Origin of the sequence: Burkholderia sp. BCC1996 (genome assembly GCF_905339955.1) — a bacterium.
GTDB lineage: Bacteria > Pseudomonadota > Gammaproteobacteria > Burkholderiales > Burkholderiaceae > Burkholderia.
This window is the reverse complement of the sequence record NZ_CAJPHM010000007.1, coordinates 324488-341420: the sequence shown is the minus strand read 5'-3', so window position 1 is coordinate 341420 and position 16933 is coordinate 324488. Positions and strand designations below refer to the sequence as shown.

At 67.6% G+C, this 16933-nt stretch carries 13 protein-coding genes; 5 read left to right on the top strand and 8 right to left on the bottom strand.

Annotated elements, in window-relative coordinates:
- Positions 1-100 precede the first annotated feature (100 nt).
- Together U4Z64_RS13330 and U4Z64_RS13325 are read right to left on the bottom strand one after the other, a co-directional pair.
- Positions 101-1057, bottom strand: coding sequence for a hypothetical protein (locus U4Z64_RS13330; protein ID WP_321820198.1), 957 nt, complete (start codon positions 1055-1057; stop codon positions 101-103).
- Positions 1058-1083: 26 nt separating this feature from the next.
- Positions 1084-3429: a hypothetical protein gene (locus U4Z64_RS13325; protein ID WP_321820197.1), complete on the bottom strand. Its 2346-nt coding sequence runs from the start codon at positions 3427-3429 to the stop codon at positions 1084-1086.
- Between the two features lie 281 nt (positions 3430-3710).
- Here U4Z64_RS13325 and U4Z64_RS13320 point away from each other — a divergent pair, with 281 nt between their 5' ends.
- Both U4Z64_RS13320 and U4Z64_RS13315 read left to right on the top strand, forming a co-directional pair.
- On the top strand, positions 3711-6095 hold the full coding sequence (locus U4Z64_RS13320; RefSeq protein WP_321820196.1) for a xanthine dehydrogenase family protein molybdopterin-binding subunit: 2385 nt from the start codon (positions 3711-3713) through the stop codon (positions 6093-6095).
- Complete coding sequence (locus tag U4Z64_RS13315; protein WP_044848690.1) at positions 6023-6481, top strand: (2Fe-2S)-binding protein; 459 nt, start codon at positions 6023-6025, stop codon at positions 6479-6481. Before U4Z64_RS13320 ends, U4Z64_RS13315 begins: the two co-directional genes overlap by 73 nt.
- 17 nt (positions 6482-6498) lie before the next feature.
- On the opposite strand, the gene U4Z64_RS13310 is transcribed toward U4Z64_RS13315, so the two are convergent.
- A complete protein-coding gene (locus tag U4Z64_RS13310; protein ID WP_321820195.1) occupies positions 6499-8616 on the bottom strand; it encodes a serine/threonine protein kinase in 2118 nt (705 codons plus the stop codon).
- Between the two features lie 447 nt (positions 8617-9063).
- On the opposite strand from U4Z64_RS13310, the gene U4Z64_RS13305 reads away from it, so the two are divergent.
- Positions 9064-9282 carry a hypothetical protein gene (locus U4Z64_RS13305; protein ID WP_124485927.1) on the top strand — a complete coding sequence of 73 codons (219 nt, stop codon included), beginning with the start codon at positions 9064-9066 and terminating at the stop codon, positions 9280-9282.
- Positions 9283-9311: 29 nt separating this feature from the next.
- On the opposite strand, the gene U4Z64_RS13300 is transcribed toward U4Z64_RS13305, so the two are convergent.
- Together U4Z64_RS13300 and U4Z64_RS13295 are read right to left on the bottom strand one after the other, a co-directional pair.
- Complete coding sequence (locus tag U4Z64_RS13300; RefSeq protein WP_044846567.1) at positions 9312-9554, bottom strand: hypothetical protein; 243 nt, start codon at positions 9552-9554, stop codon at positions 9312-9314.
- Positions 9555-9596: 42 nt separating this feature from the next.
- The gene (locus U4Z64_RS13295) at positions 9597-10118 is read right to left on the bottom strand and encodes a lecithin retinol acyltransferase family protein (protein WP_321820194.1); all 522 of its coding nucleotides are present in this window, start codon (positions 10116-10118) and stop codon (positions 9597-9599) included.
- 482 nt (positions 10119-10600) lie between these two features.
- Between U4Z64_RS13295 and U4Z64_RS13290 the strand changes: the two genes are divergently transcribed.
- A complete protein-coding gene (locus U4Z64_RS13290; protein WP_044846565.1) occupies positions 10601-10885 on the top strand; it encodes a hypothetical protein in 285 nt (94 codons plus the stop codon).
- Positions 10886-10969: 84 nt separating this feature from the next.
- Complete coding sequence (locus tag U4Z64_RS13285; protein ID WP_321820193.1) at positions 10970-11740, top strand: PP2C family protein-serine/threonine phosphatase; 771 nt, start codon at positions 10970-10972, stop codon at positions 11738-11740.
- Positions 11741-11755: 15 nt separating this feature from the next.
- On the opposite strand, the gene U4Z64_RS13280 is transcribed toward U4Z64_RS13285, so the two are convergent.
- Genes U4Z64_RS13280 through U4Z64_RS13270 form a run of 3 tightly spaced genes read right to left on the bottom strand, consistent with a single transcriptional unit; the run spans position 11756 to position 16923 of the window.
- The gene (locus U4Z64_RS13280) at positions 11756-13084 is read right to left on the bottom strand and encodes a sigma-54 interaction domain-containing protein (protein ID WP_124519828.1); all 1329 of its coding nucleotides are present in this window, start codon (positions 13082-13084) and stop codon (positions 11756-11758) included.
- On the bottom strand, positions 13081-16152 hold the full coding sequence (locus U4Z64_RS13275) for a peptidase domain-containing ABC transporter (RefSeq protein ID WP_321820192.1): 3072 nt from the start codon (positions 16150-16152) through the stop codon (positions 13081-13083). Before U4Z64_RS13275 ends, U4Z64_RS13280 begins: the two co-directional genes overlap by 4 nt.
- 18 nt (positions 16153-16170) lie before the next feature.
- The gene (locus U4Z64_RS13270; protein WP_044846561.1) at positions 16171-16923 is read right to left on the bottom strand and encodes a peptidylprolyl isomerase; all 753 of its coding nucleotides are present in this window, start codon (positions 16921-16923) and stop codon (positions 16171-16173) included.
- Between the last annotated feature and the right edge of the window lie 10 nt (positions 16924-16933).

Sequence of the window (16933 nt, the reverse complement as noted above, 5' to 3'; positions counted from 1 at the left end):
CCGAAGTTCCTCAGCCCGCCGCGGGTTCGTCCCGCGGCGTTTCAAGCCCGCCAGCTCCCGCTGGCGGGCTTCTTTGCATGGTCGAAAGCGCAACCGGCCTTCATGCCGCATCCACTGCCGCGCAGCGGACTGCGTCGCGCCATCCGAGATCAAGACCCGCACGCGCGTAACTCCGTGCCAACACGGATCTGCTGCGCTCGTAGCTGTGTGTCACCCAGTCGCAGTACAGCGCGGCCAGCATGCTTGCCCGTCCGGGATGACGCGAAACGTCGACGGCCATTGCGCCCGCGCGCAGGCCGGAAGCGATGGCGAAACGCAAACCGTCTCCTGTCGCGGGGTCGAGATAACCCGCCGCATCGCCGCACACGATATAGCCCGGGCCCGCGGTCCGGCGCACGCACTGCCAGCGTCTGCCCTCGCGCCACACCGGTCCGACGGGTGTCGTGTCCGCCGGCCACGCGATCTCGCCATCGCGCAGCATCGATAGCGACGTCCAGATCCGGAACGTGGACGTCGCCCTCATCCACAGCCAGCCGCCGCGCGCGATGTTCCAGTATGTGCCGGGGTGCGTGCCGGGCCCGCGCGCGTAGCCGCGGCGAAGCCAGAACAGCGAAGAGTCGGTCGCCACCTCGAGCCGCATCGCGCGACGCAGCCACCCGTTGACGCCGGTTGCATCGATCACGGTGCTTGCGCCGACATCGCCGTCGCCGTGCGTGATGCCCACGACCGCGCCGTGTTCGACACGCGCGAGAAGCCCGCCGGCGGGCGCACGTGAATAGCGAACGCCGGCAGCCAGCGCTTCGGCACGCAGGCCGTCGTCGAGCCGGCTGCGGATGACCGCACGTCCCCGCTGCGCATCGGCCACATCATCGAGCCATGTATGCGGTTGCCGCGCGAGGCTTGGCGCCAGTCGATCGAGCAGCGCGAGCGCGGCGCCGGACACGCATTCCGGCGCCGCCCGCGAACGCCCGTGGCCCAGCATCCACACGTTGCCGCCCGCTCTTGCTGCCGCGATCGCGGCAGCGCATCCGGCAGGCCCGTCGCCGACCACGAGCACGTCGATCGCATTCATCGCGGTTCCCTTCAGTAAAGCCCGAGCGCGTCCGGCCCCGGTGCGCTGCGCAGCACGGGGCCGATCACCCGGGCCTCGGTCGCATCGCAACGGACCGCCTCACCGTAGCGCACGCGCAGCCGTCCCGGCATGTGCTGCGCCGGCGTCGCATCGGCAGCAGGCAGAACGAAAAGAAAGCGATAGCGCGCGGCAACGCCCGGCGCGTCCGCAGCGTCGGCTTCGCGAAGTGCCCGTGCGGATACCAGCCACAGCTTCGTATGCGACGGCGTTTGCCCGTGGTCGCATGCGGCGACGGCATGGCGCAATGCACCGATGCGCCGGATCAGTTCGGCCGAATCGACATGCTCGAACGCGCCGTACAGCATCTCGCCGTGCAGCGCGTTGGCGACGTAGTCCGAGCGTTCGATGTCCGCGTAATCCACGCTGCCGTCGGGCGTCAGGTACGGGCCGTATTCGCCGTCCCAGCCGCGCCGCGTGTTCGACTCGTCGCCGCGCGTGACCAGCGGATGACACGGATGCAGGCCGAGTTCATGGTCGAGCATCGGGATCGCGGTCGGCGCGTCGCTCCGGTTGAAGGTTCTGGACGCATCAGGGCTCACGGCGGGCCAGAAGCTGTTGGAGGCCGCGCACAGCTTGATATCCTCGGCGAACGGGCTGCCCAGCCCGAAGGTGGCGAGGAAGATGCCCCGCCGGTTGCCCGCATAGGTGACGTCCCAGCCGGGCGCAAACACGCCCGAAGACGCGTCCGACAGAAACGAGGTCATGCGCGGCATCTGCACGTCCCGGTCCCGCCGCCGCGCCGAGCGTGCCGCCCGGCTGAACGCGACGGCGACCGTCTCGTCACGCGGCGAAAACGCCTGCGTATGGCTGAACGGATCAACGTGATGGGGATTGGCCGGCAGGCGCTCGGCGCTGAGCGATATCGGCGAGCCGCTCCTGAACTGCGACTTCGGATCGATCCGACGGTCCTTGAACCAGCGCTGCAATTCCGCCTGGTCGGCATACGGGTAGAAGTCCGGCGCGGCAACGACCGAATAGGCCGGGTGTACCGCGTGCCCCGCCAGCTCGGCGATACGGATCGTCACGACGCCTTCGCTGCAGTGATCCAGAAACAACTGCGCGCGATAGCCGCCTTTGCCGACTTCCCCGAGGAATGCCTGTCGGTCGACGGGATGCGCGCGCATATCCGTGCAGGAGCCGTCCTCATGCGCCTTGTGCCGGATGTTGATGAACTCCGGTGCATTGCGCGGTTCGGGAAATCGAAGCCAGACGGGCGCGAAATGCGGAAAATAGTGCTGCCGCACTTCGTCGACGGCGGCCAGCACCAGCTTCCACAGATTCGTGATGATTCTCATCGTCGTGAAGCGCCGGTTGGCGAGCGGGGCCAGCCGCCATCGAGCCGGCACGCCGAAGCCGTGCACGCCGAAGTTGGCGGCGTTCACCGGCTCGATCAGCGGCCGCGCGGCCGGGATCAGGAGTACGGCCGCGCCCGAACGCTTCAGTGCGACTGCCGGGGTGCTCGCGCCGGCAGGCGGTGCCGTGCCGGCGTCCTCGGAGCAGATCGCATACGGTGCGCCGCCCAGATCGCCGGATGGCGACGGCCGCACGCCCCAGCGCGCCTCGACGGCCCGCTTCAGCTTCTCACCGCGATGGCAGTGGCCATATTGCAACGTCAACCGGCGTCCGGGCAGGCATTCATCGGGAAACAGCTTGCGCACCGGTTCGACGAAGGTGCGCCGATCGTCGCCCGCTTGCCTGCCCTCGATCAGCGCGAGCGTGCCGGGGCCGGTGACCCGGCGCACGAGAAACGCGCCATAGCGCGCCGGCATCGCGCGGACATGCTCGATCCCGTCCGGCACGTGCGGCACGAAGCTGCGGGCCTGCTCGTCGTAGCTTGCGTCGACGTCGCCGTTGCGGGCAATGCCGAGTCGCGAGAACACGAGGTCCGCATGCTGCTGATGTCCGGTACGGCGCGCGGGCCGGTACTGGTAAGCCAGCACCGCGATGTCCAGCGTCTGCCAGTCGGGCGGCAACGGCGCCAGCGAATCGATGTAATTCTCCAGCAAGTCGATTGCCTCGAGGCGCACGCCGGCATCCGGCGCCGGGCACGTGGACAGCGCAAGCATGTGATAGACGAGACTGCGTGCCGGGTCGCCGGGCTCGATCGCCCGCGTGGTGTCCGGGCAGAGATCGTGAATGCGCGGATCGTCCCAGTCGATCGGCAGCGGCCGGCTCAGTCGCTTCGCCGTCTCCTCGGGCGTGCCCGAATCGGACAGGTCGAGACCGTGACGTTCGAACGCTGCTCGCCACGGTGCCGGCAACCCGAGCAGCAACGCGTGAACCTCATCGACGAGCATCGACGGCCTCCGGCGGTGGTGCGTTCGAAGCGGCCGGCTCGATGCGCTTCGCGTCCCGGAACCCCATGCATGTCGATCCGGTCGCTGCAGGCCGCCTCTTCAGCGCTTGTTTCAAACGAACCTCACATTCAGGTTCTCGGTTGCCGAGATCAGTGACTAATATAGGTGATTGCAGCTGCAATGAAATGTCGGATTGTGTTCGAAACATTGAATGCCGGAGGCGCGTGGCGTGATTCGCCGGCGGCGCCGTGACTCGATCAACACATGTCGGCGGCCACCTCATGTTGACGCGCAGAACCTTCGTGCTGGGCAGTGCGGGCGTGGCGGGCACGCTGGTGATCGGCTGGGCGTGGTGGCGCCGCGACGACCGGCTGGCCATACCCGCGCAGCTGGCGATGTCGCGCGTCGATGTGCCGCTGAACGGCTGGGTGATGATCAGTTCCGCTAACGACGTGACGATCGTCATGAGCAAATCCGAAATGGGCCAGGGGATACATACCGGCGCGGCCATGTTGCTGGCCGAAGAGCTGGATGCGGACTGGTCGCGCGTGCGCATCGTCATGTCCCCGCTCGACACGATCTACAAGGACCGCGAATCACTGGCCGACGGCCTGCCGTTTCGTCCCGATGACGACAGCCTGCTCGCGCGCGGCGCGGCGGTCCTGGTGCGCCACGGCGCACGCTATCTGGGTTCGATGGTAACGGGCGGATCGACGAGCATGATCGATCTGTGGGGGCCCATGCGCGAAGCGGGCGCCACGGCCCGCATCATGTTGCGCAGCGCCGCGGCGCAGCTTTGGCAGGTGCCCGTCGCCGAATGCGAGACGAAAGCCGGCGTGGTGCTGCATCGGTCGGGACGCTCGGCGACGTACGGCGAACTTGTCGAGCGCGCGCGGGACGTGCCGCGCCCGGCACATGTCGCTCTGAAGGACCCGAAGACTTTCATGCTGGTCGGGAAACGGCTGGGCCGAATCGAGGCGCACGCGAAGCTCGACGGCAGCGCGCGCTATGGCATCGACGTGCTTCCGGACAAGCTCCTGTATGCGAGCGTCACGATGTGCCCGACACTCGGCGGAACGGCACTGGCGGTCGACCGGTCCAGGGTCGGCGGCCTGAAGGGCGTGACCGGCGTCTTCACGATCGCGCCATACCACGGCGGAACGGGAGGCGTTGCCGTCATTGCCGACAATCCCTTCATCGCCATGCGGACGTTGTGCGGGTTGCCGGTCACGTGGGATCACGGGCAGGCTGCGGGCGTCAATACCGCGGACGTCCGCGCGGCGTTGACGCGCGCCCTCGACGGCGACGACGGGCGCCACGTGTTCTACGCCGCCGGCGACGCCGATGCGGCGCTGGGCCACGCGAAGCCGTTCGTCGCGCAGTACGAAGTGCCCTACCTGGCTCACGGGCCGCTGGAACCGATGAATTGCACGGTGCGGGTCGACGACGACGCGGCAACGATCTGGTGCGGCACGCAGGTTCCGATGGTGGCACGCCGGGCAGTCGCGGCGCTGCTGGGCCTGGACGAAGACAAGGTGGTCGTGAACCAGCAATTGATCGGCGGGGCCTTCGGCAGGCGGCTCGAGGTCGACTTCATCACGCAGGCGGCCGCCATCGCGCTTCATGCGAAGGGGCGGCCCGTCCAGACGATCTGGTCGCGCCCGCAGGACATGACGCACGACTTCTACCGCCCGGCCTGCGTGGCGAGATACAGCGGCGCCGTGGATGCGAGCGGCAGGCTGGTTGCCTGGAAAGGCGTGTCGGCGAGCCAGTCGATCAGCGCGCAGGCGATGCCGCGCACCTTCGGCATGCCGGGCCTCGCCGCGAAATGGCTGCCCGACGCCACCACGGCGGAAGGCGCATTCGACCTGCCCTATGAATGCGCGAACATTCTCGTCCAGCACAATACGGTGACGCTCCCGGTTCCGGTTGGCTATTGGCGCTCCGTCGGACACTCGCATCAGGCATTCTTCGTCGAGAGCTTCATCGACGAGATGGCGGCGCTGGCTCGCAAGGACCCGATCCAGTTTCGGCTCGACATGCTGAAGCAGCCGGCGCACCAGCGCCACGTGGCCGTGTTGCGGGCGCTCGTCGCGCTATCCAACTGGCGTTCGCCGCTGGCGTGGCGTGACGAGACCGGCGCGCGGCGCGCACGCGGCGTCGCGATGCACGAATCGTTCGGCAGCGTGGTCGCGCAAGTCGCCGAAGTCCGGCAGGACGGTGACGGCTTTCGCGTGACGCGCGTGTTCTGCGTGATCGACTGCGGGCTGGCCGTGAATCCGAACCTGGTCGAGCAGCAGATGGAGAGCGGGATCATCTTCGGATTGTCGGCCGCGCTGGAGCAGGCGATCACGATCGAGAACGGGCAAGTCGCGCAGCAGTATTTCGACAGCTATCCGCTGGTCAACATGGAGACTTGCCCCGAGATCGTCACGCAAGTCCTGGCCGGCGGGACCGAGCCGCACGGTGTCGGCGAAGCGGGCACGCCGCCGATCGCGGCGGCCGTGGCGAATGCGCTGTATGCGCTCACGGGTGTGCGTCATCGCACGCTGCCGCTCATCAAGCCGAGCCCGCCCGGGCAAGGAGACGACCGATGGTGTCAGTCCGTATCAACGGGGAAACCGCTGACCTCGATACCGAGCCCGACACGCCGCTGCTCTGGGTGATTCGGTGCGAACGGAAGCTGACCGGCACGAAGTTCGGCTGCGGTGTCGGTGTCTGCGGTGCGTGCACGGTGCTCCTGAACGATCAGGCCGTGCCCGCGTGCCAGCTGCCGGTCGGTACGCTGAACGGCGCGCGCATCACCACCATCGAAGGGCTGGACGGCGTCGAAGCGCGGGCGCTGAAGAATGCGTGGATTGCCGTCGACGTCGTGCAATGCGGCTATTGCCAGAGCGCCCAGCTGATTGCCGCCACCGCGCTGCTGATGCGCTGCCCTCGCCCCGACGACCACCAGATCGACGAAGCCATGAAGAACATCGCATGCCGGTGCGGCACGTTTCCCCGCATCCGCCGCGCCATTCACCAGGCGGCGCAAGCGCTGGGCCGCTGACCGGCGCATCGGCCCGCTCAGTGGCCGTTGGCATGCGTCGTGATCTGGATGAAATCGGCGGCAATGCGCCCCTCGCCGTATTTGGCCTCGAACAGCTTCAATTGCCGCTCGATTGCCGCGAGATAGGCGGCGCGCGGCTCGGATGAAGGCCGTAACCCGTCGAACAGCGGCGCGGGCGTGACGAGGAGCACGATCATCTCGGTGCCGAACGGCGGCCCGATCACCCACTCGCCCATGCTGCCGATCGTCGCGGCGTAATTCGGCGGCGCCTGGTTGTCGCGTTCGCGGCTGCTCGGCACGAGATGCACGACGCTGCCGTTCAGCACGTAGTAATCGACGTTCACGTACGACTCGTAACCGGGTGTCGTGATGTCGATGACGAGCGGGCTGCCTTCCGCGAGATACGCGTCCGGCGCTCGCGTACGGAGCGACGCGGCGTGTGACGATGCCTGATTCGATCGCCAGTACGGGGCCAGCGCGCTCACGACCTCGCAATCGCGGGCATCGACCGGACGCACGTCGAGCCTCGCCGCCTGCCCGCCCGCCAGGCCGCCGAGTGCGCTGCGCACGCGGCCGATGCCGACACCGGCTTCCGTATAACCGCGCACCTGCAGCACGCGATCCTGCACCGATGCAACCAGCGCCGAACACGGTACGCGCGCCAGCGCAGCCGTCACGGCCGCCAGCGAGATCGCCGGTGCGGGTGTCGGTGCCGGTGCTGCCGGCGGCGGTGCGCTGGCAGCAGCAGGCACGGCGTTCGCGGTGGCCGCGGGCGCGCTGCCGGCACCGGCGCTCGCCGTCGCGCCATTCCCGCCGCCGGCGGTCGCGTGCGCGACCGTATCCGTTGCAGGGCGCCCGTCACCGCTGCGCGAAAGCGCCTGGTAGCCGTACCAGAGCACGGCGATCGCCGCCGCCGTGCAAGCGCCCACGGCCACCCCCACGCGTACGCCCGATGCCCGGGCGGGTGGCTTGAGCACGCCCATGCCTTCCAGGAACTGGTTGACGCTGGGCGTGCGCGCCGCGCGGTCGAACGACAACGCGGCGCTCAAGGTTCGCCATTGCGTGCGATCGAGACCGGGATGACGCTCGGGCCGCAAGTGGTCGTGACGCGCCTGGGTGGCCGACAGCCGATTGAACGGATGGTGCCCGGTCAGCAATTCGTAGGTGACGCAAGCGAGCGCGTAGACGTCGTCGCGCGGATCCGGCTCGAGATGCTCGAACATCTCCGGGCTCGCATAGGCCGGCGTGATGCCGCCGAGGCTCGCCGGGTCGAACACGGTCACGTCGGGATCCTCGTCGCGCCGCTGGAATGCGCGCGCAATCCCGAAGTCGATCACCTTCACCTCACCGCGGTCGGTCAGGAACACGTTGGCGGGCTTGAAATCGCAGTGAACGAAGCCGCGCTCGTGCGCGTAGGCGAGCGCCTGGCCCATGCCGGCGATGATCGGCAACGCGGCATCGAGCGGCATGCCCTTGAAGTCCGGCGCGCGCAGCACCTTGCTGAGCGGCCTGCCCGACAGATACTCCATCGTGAGGTAGACGAGCGGACCGTCGCGATCGAAGTCGTAGACGGTGACGATGTTGCGATGGGCGAGCGTCTGCGCCTTGCGGGCCTCACGCTGAAGCGCGATCAGCGACGTCGGCTGGCCGCGAAACTGCACATTGAGCACCTTGATCGCGATGTGCGGCTTGCGATCCGACGCCTCCAGCTTGCGCAGGTCGAGCGCCTTGTACACGGTACCCATGCCGCCGACGCCCAGGCACTCCTCCAGCACGAAGCGCCCGTTCAGCGTATCGCCGATGCCTTTCACGCGCTCGCCGTCGACGGACAGTGCGTCGCCCGACGGCCCGGGCGCGATGCCCGGACGCGCGTCCGGCCGAAGCGGGCTCTCCTGGATCCGGGTCGCGTCGCCCGCGGATGCCGTTCTGTCGCGACACCGCTCGAGGCGTCTCAGCACTTCCGCATAGATATCGTCCGACAACGGCTGCGTGGTTTGCGTCTGGTCGAGCACTTCGCGCAACCGCGCGCAATCGACCTGATCGGTCGCCAGCACACGGTCGATCTCCGAGAAGAACGCTTCCTGCGACAGCGTCCCGCTCTGGAATGTCTGAATCAGCTGCGCAAAGCTCATCATTCGTATGCCGTCTACTCAGCTTCAGCTTGCCGACCCGCTTTGGCGTCCCGCGGCGCCGCCAGGGCAAGGACCGTCCACGACGTACCCGTGCAGCGCGACATGTCGTTGATGCACCGGACACCATCGAACCTGCGCACGCTGCCACGTCATCATCAGACGAATTCGGTTGCGCGCCGCACCGGCCGCAGGCCTTCTGACAGGACGTCTAACAAATCATACTAGTCTGCGGTCACGCCCTGTGCAATCGGTGCCGGAACTAGAATTCACGTCGATCGATCGCGAACCGGCTTCAGGTTTTCGCCGTCCACGCGCGCCCGCGCTGCCCGGTCGATTTTCCAGCGCGCGCGGTCGTGCGGCGAACCTATACTGGACAGATTCCCGGTACGTCGGCACATCGCACGATGCTGCATGGCTGCCCCTCTTCCATCCGATTTCGCGGAGTCAACCATGGGCGTGCTCGTCATCAACGATCTTCCCGAAAGCGTCGACCTCGACCGCCAGGCGATGGCCGCCATCAGCGGTGGCGCGCGGGTCCGTGCGCATCAGACGATGCTCGCGCCGCAGCCTTTCCCCTATCTGCACACCGACGCCCGCGGGGCTGCACTGAAGCATGCACCGGCGGCCGAAACGGTGGCGTCCCCGGCGCGCCCGACCCTGTTGCGCTGACGGCACACCACCCGGCCGCGCACGCACGGTCAGGCCGCCTGCGACATCATCGCGGGCCGCCGATCGGCCGGCGGGAACACGCACCACGAGCCGTCGTCGTGACGAAAGAAGAAGATCGCGATCGTGCCGGCCGGATGCACGGCCTCGACGCAGACGAAGCGCCGCCGTTGCGCCGGCAGGCGGCTGAAGCGCACGATGCGCGCCGGCACGCGCGCGCTCGGCGCGAGCCACTTGTCGACCTGCATGCGCAGCGAGGATTCGGTTCCGTTCATTTGAGCCCCCTGATGACGATGTCGAACGCGCCGGGACGTCGCTCATGCGGCGGCGATGGCGGCCGCGGCAGCTCGTCCGCCCGCGCGCCGCGCCGCGAGCAACGCGCGGCAGACGGACAGCGCGAACCGGACGGCCGTCCGCGGATGCATGACGCAGGTGCGAACCTGCTCGCTGTGGCCCGTCCCTTCCACGCACCACGTGCAGAAGTGCTCGCAGTTGTTCGTGAGCAGGCGATAGCGGTTTTCGCCCAGACGCGAGCGCGCGCGCAGCACTGCGGTGCGTCCCGCATAGGCGGCGTACGGATGCGGCACGACGCGCACCGCGTGACCGGCGGCGAAGCGTTCGAGCGTGACTTCCTCGATCGGGCCGCGATGCAGCGACGTGCACAGCCCCGCGTAGTGGACGACGCGCCCGTCGCCGACGTAGATGCCGTGATGGCTGTAGGCGCCGCGATCGGAAACCAGGTGCGCGCCGAGCGGCAGTGCATCGACGCCGCCGGACAGCGAAGCTGCCTGCGCGCTTGCGTCCGCAATGCTGTTCACTGGTTGAAGGTCGCGTTCCATGACGGGCTCCGTCTGCAGGTTGGCGGCCGCCCGTGTTGCTCATGGGTCAGCCGGTTGCCAACTAACCTGCATCAAGCGTGCCACTATTCGCGGCGCCCGCCGTGCAAGGCCTGGCGGGAAGCGCCCGGCGAACCGCGCACCGCGCTGTCGCCGCGCGGCCAACCGTTTGCCGGGGATTTTGTTGGTGCGGCAGCACCAGTCGGCGCGCCCGACCGCCGTCTGCATGTGCCGGAGCAGGTGTCGGTTTCGCGACCACGTTCGTGGCCCCGACTGTTGGCTCGCGTACAACCATTGCGGGACGAGGCCGCGACGCACTAGGATGCAAGCAACGCGTGTCGATCGCGCCTTGCCTTGCCGCGCGTGGCGCCCGGGCGGATCGACGCCCGCGCCCGAGCCACGCACGCGGGTCGTGTCACGCATGGCACGAGGTTTGCACGTATCGGGTACCCGGTTCGTCGGCAAGCCCCATTCGGAGACGCATCATGACCACGCTCGCAATTACCGACCTTCACATGCAGCGCGACATCGACCGCAAGACGATGTCGTTCATCCGCGGCGCAGGCGCGCCGTGGGTATTCGGCTGGATCCAGCCGTACACGCCGCCGGCGCCTGCGTTCGGGCCCGTCGTCAACCTCTATCAGACGTACAACACGTTCTACGCGAACCAGGTTCTCAACCAGATCCAGAACATCGACGTCGCGAACTCGGCGCCTGGCGCGAACATCGTGGTCGGGGTCGGCGCGGACGGCAGGAACCGGCTCGTCTAGCGCCGGTTTCAAGCCGGCCGGCAATGCGCGTTCACAAGCCCTGATCGGCATGAACCCGCCCTGAACGAAAAGGAATGGCGCGCCGTGAGCGCAGAACTGCAATGGACTTCGGCGTCACGCACCGACGTGGGCCGGGTTCGCGAGATCAACGAAGACGATTGCCTCGCGTTGCCGCACCGTGGCCTGTGGGCCGTTGCGGACGGCATGGGCGGACATTCGGCCGGCGACCTCGCGAGCCGGATGATCGTGCAGGCGCTGGATCGGCTGGCCGCCCCGGCCACGCTGGCGGACTTCATCGCGGCGGCGCGTACCGCGCTCGATGCCGTCAACGCGCAATTGCGCGAATCGGCCGCCCGGCGCGGCGTGCGCATGATCGGCAGCACGGTTGCGGTGCTGCTCGCGAGCGGCCGCCAATGCGGCTGGCTGTGGGCCGGCGACAGCCGGATCTACCTGTACCGCGACGCGCGCCTGACGCAGCTCACGCTCGATCACAGCCACGTCGCGGAACTGCAGGCGCAGGGCCACCTGAGCGCACAGCAGGCGCGCCATCACCCGTCGCAGCACGTGATCACGCGCGCGGTCGGCGCCGCCGAGCAGCTGCAGCTCGACGAACGACGCATCGATGTATGCGACGGCGACATGTTTCTGATGTGCAGCGACGGCCTGAGCAACGAGCTCGACGAAGCCGACATCTCGGCCGCCCTCGCCTGCGGCGATTGCGCGCGCGCAACGGACGAGCTCGTCGCCCTCGCGTTGCGCGCGGGCGGCCGGGACAACGTCACCGCGGTCGTGATCCGCGCGTCCGATCCCGATGCGTCGGACCGGACGCTCGCCAATCCTTCCGTGCAACGCTGAACGATCGCGCGACGCCTACGCGTCCTTGTCGGGCGTCACGGGGTCCTGATGACGGAACGCTTTCGAACGGATGCCGTGCTTCTTGAGCAGCATCTGCAGGTGCGACCGGTTCATCTCGCAACGGCGCGCCAGTTCAGCCACGGTGCCGCCGGTCTCCTGCAACCCCCGTTCGAGAAACGCGCGCTCCGCCTCGTCGCTTGCCGCACGCTTCGCGTCGCTGAGCGACATCGGCCTGCCTGACGCGCCGTCGTCGGTCGCGCGAACGGCGGCCGACCCGGTTTTCGGCCGGATGTCCTCGGGCAAGTGCTCGATATCCGCGACCTCGCCGGCGAGGCACGACAGACGGTAGACGAGGTTGCGCAGTTCGCGGATGTTGCCCGGATACGCGTACGTCAGCAGGAAGTCGCGCAGCTTCGGCGTCGTCTTGAGTGGCCTGCGCTTCAGTGCCCCTGCCGCCTCGTCGCCGAAGTAGGCGAGCAAGAGCGGGATTTCGTCGCGACGCTCGCGCAGCGCGGGCAAGGTCAGATGAATGACGCTCAGGCGATAGAACAGGTCCTCGCGAAAGAGCCCCTGCTCGCTCAATTGCCGCAAGTTCTTGTTGGTGGCCGCGACGATGCGCGTGTCGACGCTGATCGGCTCGTCCGAGCCGACCCGCTGGATCTCGTGCGATTCCAGCACGCGCAGCAGCTTGACCTGGCCCGACAGCGGCAATTCGCCGATTTCGTCGAGGAAGATCGTGCCGGTGTGCGCGCTCTCGAACTTGCCCTTGCGATCGTTCGACGCGCCGGTGAACGCGCCGCGCCGGTGCCCGAACAGCTCGGATTCGAGCAGGTTGTCGGGAATCGCGCCGCAGTTCACCGAGATGTAGGGCCGGTCGGCGCGCGCCCCGTTCGCGTGGATGACTTTCGCCATCAGCTCCTTGCCGGTCCCGCTCTCGCCGTCGATCAGCACCGGCAGATCGGTCGGCGCGGCCTTCTCGGCGATTTCGAGCGCGGCGAGCAGCTTCGGGTTGTCGCCGAAAATGCCCTCGAAGATGAAGCTGCGCTCGATCAGCGCCTGCCGCCGTCGTTGCACCGCGGGCGCGGGCGCCTCCGGCGCGTCGGCCGAATCGGCTGCGTCGGGCGCCTGCGGCGCGGCCACGGCGGCCTCGACGAAGCGCTCCTTGCGCGACATCTGCATGACTTCGTCGCGCAGCACGTTCGCCTGATTGAGCAGCTTCTCGATGTCGACACGCTCGAGCTTGGGCGCCCAGCGCAGCATCGAGCGCAGGATCTCGATCTTCTCGAGCAGGCCGGCATACGAGACCGCGGAGTTGCCGAATCCGTGCGGGTCGAAGAGTTTCATGATGCGCCCAGCTGTTTCTGCACGAGCTGGTAATACATGCCCTGAAGGGCGACCAGCTCGTCGTGCGAGCCCTGTTCGACGATCGCGCCTTCGTACAGCACGAGGATCTTGTCGGCCCGCATGATGGTGCTGAGCCGGTGCGCGATGATCACCGCCGTGCGCCCTTGCAGGATCTCGTGCATGTTCGCGAGGATGTTGCTCTCCGACTGCGTGTCGAGCGACGACGTCGCCTCGTCGAACACGAGCAGGCGCGGGTCGTGATACAGCGCGCGCGCGATGCAGAGCCGCTGGATCTGGCCGCCCGACAGGCCCACGCCGCGCTCGCCCACCACCTGCTCGTAGCCGAGCGGCAATTTGCTGATGAAGGCGTGCGCGTCGGCCATCCGGGCGACCTCCTCCATGCGGCGCCAGTCGGGGCTCGTGTCGCCGCAGGCGATGTTCTCGGCAATCGAGCCGGAAAACACCAGATTGGACTGCATCACATAGCCGATCTGCTGGCGGTAGTACGCCTTGTCGATCGCGCTCATGTCGTATCCGTCGACCACGATCTTGCCGTCCGTGGGCGCATAGAATCCCACCAGCAGCTTCGCCAGCGTGGTTTTCCCCGAACCGCTGCGCCCGACGATGGCCACCATCTCGCCGCGCTTGATCGTGCAGTTGATGTTCTCGAGCACGTAAGGCGTTTCGTTGCCGCCGTAGCGGAAATACACGCCCTCGAAGCCGATGTCGCCCTGCAGGTCGGGCAGCAGCACGCGCGAGGCCAGTCCGGACGGCTGCTGTTCGGGTTCGAGGTCGAGGACGTCGCCGAGCCGTTCCATCGCCACCGCCGCGTCGTTCATCAGGCTCCACATGCCGACGAGTCCCATCAGCGGCGCCAGCACGCTGCCCATGAACGCATTGAAGGCGATCAGTTGCCCGATGCTGAGTTCATGGGCGAGCACGAGATTCGCGCCGACCCACAGGATCACGATGGTGGTCGCCGCATTCAGCAACTGGCTGCCCAGCGCGACCAGGATGTTGAATGCCTGCGCGCGGTACTGGACGTCGAGCGCCTTCGCATACTTGCGCTCCCACTTCAGCCGTACCGAGCGCTCGATGCCCATGCCCTTCACGGTCTCGACGCCGCCGAGCGTCTCCATCAGCAGCGACTTCGCATCGGTGGACGCGGCGAACACCTCGCGCGCATAGCCTTTCAGCTTCGGCGTCGCGAGTGCAGTGAGCGCCATGATCGGGATCACGAACGCGATCAGCACCAGCGTCATCTTCACGTTGTAGAGGAACATGATCGTGAAGTAGATGAAGATCATCAGCAGATTGAGCGCGGTGGTCACGGTGGACTCCGTCAGGAACGCCCGGATCGTCTGGTTCTCCTGGAAGCGCGCGAACACGTCCCCGCTCTTGCGGCGCGCGAAGAACGAATACGGTAGCGACATCGTGTGTTTGTAGAACTGCGACATCATCGCGAAGTCGAGGCTGCGCACCATGAAGTTGGAGAGATGCGCGCGGATCGTGGTCATCAATTGCGTGAACACGTGCGAAACGACGAGCCCGGCGATCAGCAGGTGCAGCAGGCTGACGTTCTGGTGCACGACGACCCCGTCGAGGATGTTCTGGATGATGAGCGGCGGTATGACGCCGAGCATCTGGATCACGAACGTCGCGAGGAACAGGTGCGCGAGGATCTTCCGGTAAGGGCGCAGATAGCCGATGAAGCGCACCCAGGGCGAGCGCGACTCGGCCGGCGCCGCGGCCGGCCCGCTCGCGGTAAACAGCAGGCAGGTGCCGCTCCAGCCGCGCTCGAACGCCTCGACGCTCAGCTTCCTGAAGCCGAGCGCCGGATCGGCGATCCGCACCCACGACTTCGACACGCCGTACACGACGACGTAGTGGTAGCCCTCCCAGTGCACGATGAACGGCAGGTCGAACCCGAGCAGCGCCTCGTACGTGCACTGCACGCCGCGCGTCGCGAAGCCGACCGCCTCGCCGGTGCGCGCGAGACTGTCGAGCGTCGCGCCCTGGGTCGTCACGTTCGCCAGATCGCGCAGCTTGCCGAGCGTCATCGCGACGCCGTAGTGACGGCAGATCATCGCGAGGCACGCGGCCCCGCAATCCATTTCCTCCGCCTGCTCGACCAGCACGAAACGCTTGATCATGCGCTCGCCGAACGCGGCGTCGGCGCCGATGTCGATCTGCAGCGGATGGCGGCGCCGTTCGGCGAGCTTCTTCTGCCGCTGCAGCTCCTGGTCGACGAAGCGGATGCGCTCCTCGAGCACCTCGCGCAATTTCGGGTTGCGCTCGAGCATGAAATGCACGGTCTTTTCCGGAATGACGAGCAGGCGCGTATCGGTGACGGCGGTGACGGTCGCCGCCTGCTCCTGCCGCAGCAGGCACGCGCGCTCGCCGAAGATCTCGCCCGCGCCGAGCGTCGCGAGCGGATAGTCGTTGCCGTCCTCGCGGCACGAGACGCTGACCTCGCCCTGGCGCACGACGTACAGCCGCAGGTCGCCGCCCGGGCCCTGCCGGACGATCTCCTTGCCGGCCGGCACGCGCTTCACGCCGACGCTCGACACGTATTCCTCGAGCTCGGCGCGCGTCAGCTTGCCGCGCAGGTCGAACAGCCGCGTCACGAAACCGCCGGCCGAGCTGATCGCGACATAGCTCGTCACGAACGACTGCGCGGCCGGGTTGTCGCGCAGGATCGGTTCGATCGCGCTGCGCGGGATGCACAGCACCTCGGTCTTCGTCGACGCGCGCACCGACACCTCGTGCCAGTATTCGCGCAGCATCGCCATTTCGCCGAACACCTCGCGTTCCTTGCGCACGCCGACGCTGGTTTCCTTGCCGCGCTCGTCGGCGATCAGGCGCACGGACCCGCTGCGCAGCACATACAGGCCCTCGGCGAGGTCGCCGCGATTGCAGACGGTGTCGCCGAACCCATAGGTGCGCACCTGCGCATGGGCGGCCATGCGATCGAGTTCGTCGTGCGAGAAGAGCGACAGCGGCTCCACCGACGCGAGAAACGCCGCGAGCGACGGGGTGCTGGCCGGGGCGGGGGCTTGTGCGTCCATCGATGCGGTTCTCCGTGATCAGCGTGCCTCGATGATGTGTTCCTGCGCGCGCTCGGCGAGCCACTCCTCGCGCAGCAGGCGGCGCACCTCCGACGCGACGTCGGCGTCGAGCGCGGCCGGGTGTTTCGCGGTCACCGAGAAGATCTCGAAGAACGCGCCGTCGGGCGCCGCGAACGGCCCGAGCAGGTCGCCCACGTGCGCGTTGAACACCTTGGCCTCGATATCCGTCTTCAGCGAGCCGCGCAGCACCTTGCCGATCACGCCGCCGCGCTCGCTCGTGTCGGCGATCGAATGCTCGCGCGCCATGTCGCCGAAGCAGCTCGGGTCGTCCTCGAGGATCGCCATCATCTCGCGCGCCTTGCCTTCCGAGTCGAGCACGATGTGGCTGACCTCGATGCTGTCGAACTTCGGCGAATTGAGCTTGAAGTACGCGTCGACGGCCGCATCGCTGCACACCGTGTCGAGCGTCTTTTCCTGGTACAGCGTATCGGTGATGAAGCGCTCGAACTCGTCGAGACTGACGCCGAACACGTCCAGGTAGCGGTTCATGTCCGCGGCGCGGTGCAGCCCGCGCACGCGGCGAAACTGGTCGGCACGCTCCTGGATTTCTTCCGGCGTGACCTGCATGCCCATCTTCCTTGCCGCGATCACCGTCAGCCGGTCGCGAACCTGCTGTTCGACGAGGCCCTCGAACTGCCCGCTGAGCTTCAGCACGCGGATGAAGTCGTCGGTGCCGATCACCTCGTCGTCGATACGCACTATTGCCGTCATCTCGTTCCCC

Excerpts from the sequence above, each read along its gene's own strand:
- U4Z64_RS13325 (WP_321820197.1), bottom strand. The coding sequence starts at position 3,429 with ATGCTCGTCGATGAGGTTCACGCGTTGCTGCTCGGGTTGCCGGCACCG.
- U4Z64_RS13320 (WP_321820196.1), top strand. The coding sequence starts at position 3,711 with ATGTTGACGCGCAGAACCTTCGTGCTGGGCAGTGCGGGCGTGGCGGGC.
- U4Z64_RS13315 (WP_044848690.1), top strand. The coding sequence starts at position 6,023 with ATGGTGTCAGTCCGTATCAACGGGGAAACCGCTGACCTCGATACCGAG.
- U4Z64_RS13310 (WP_321820195.1), bottom strand. The coding sequence starts at position 8,616 with ATGATGAGCTTTGCGCAGCTGATTCAGACATTCCAGAGCGGGACGCTG.
- U4Z64_RS13305 (WP_124485927.1), top strand. The coding sequence starts at position 9,064 with ATGGGCGTGCTCGTCATCAACGATCTTCCCGAAAGCGTCGACCTCGAC.
- U4Z64_RS13300 (WP_044846567.1), bottom strand. The coding sequence starts at position 9,554 with ATGAACGGAACCGAATCCTCGCTGCGCATGCAGGTCGACAAGTGGCTC.
- U4Z64_RS13295 (WP_321820194.1), bottom strand. The coding sequence starts at position 10,118 with ATGGAACGCGACCTTCAACCAGTGAACAGCATTGCGGACGCAAGCGCG.
- U4Z64_RS13290 (WP_044846565.1), top strand. The coding sequence starts at position 10,601 with ATGACCACGCTCGCAATTACCGACCTTCACATGCAGCGCGACATCGAC.
- U4Z64_RS13280 (WP_124519828.1), bottom strand. The coding sequence starts at position 13,084 with ATGAAACTCTTCGACCCGCACGGATTCGGCAACTCCGCGGTCTCGTAT.
- U4Z64_RS13275 (WP_321820192.1), bottom strand. The coding sequence starts at position 16,152 with ATGGACGCACAAGCCCCCGCCCCGGCCAGCACCCCGTCGCTCGCGGCG.
- U4Z64_RS13270 (WP_044846561.1), bottom strand. The coding sequence starts at position 16,923 with ATGACGGCAATAGTGCGTATCGACGACGAGGTGATCGGCACCGACGAC.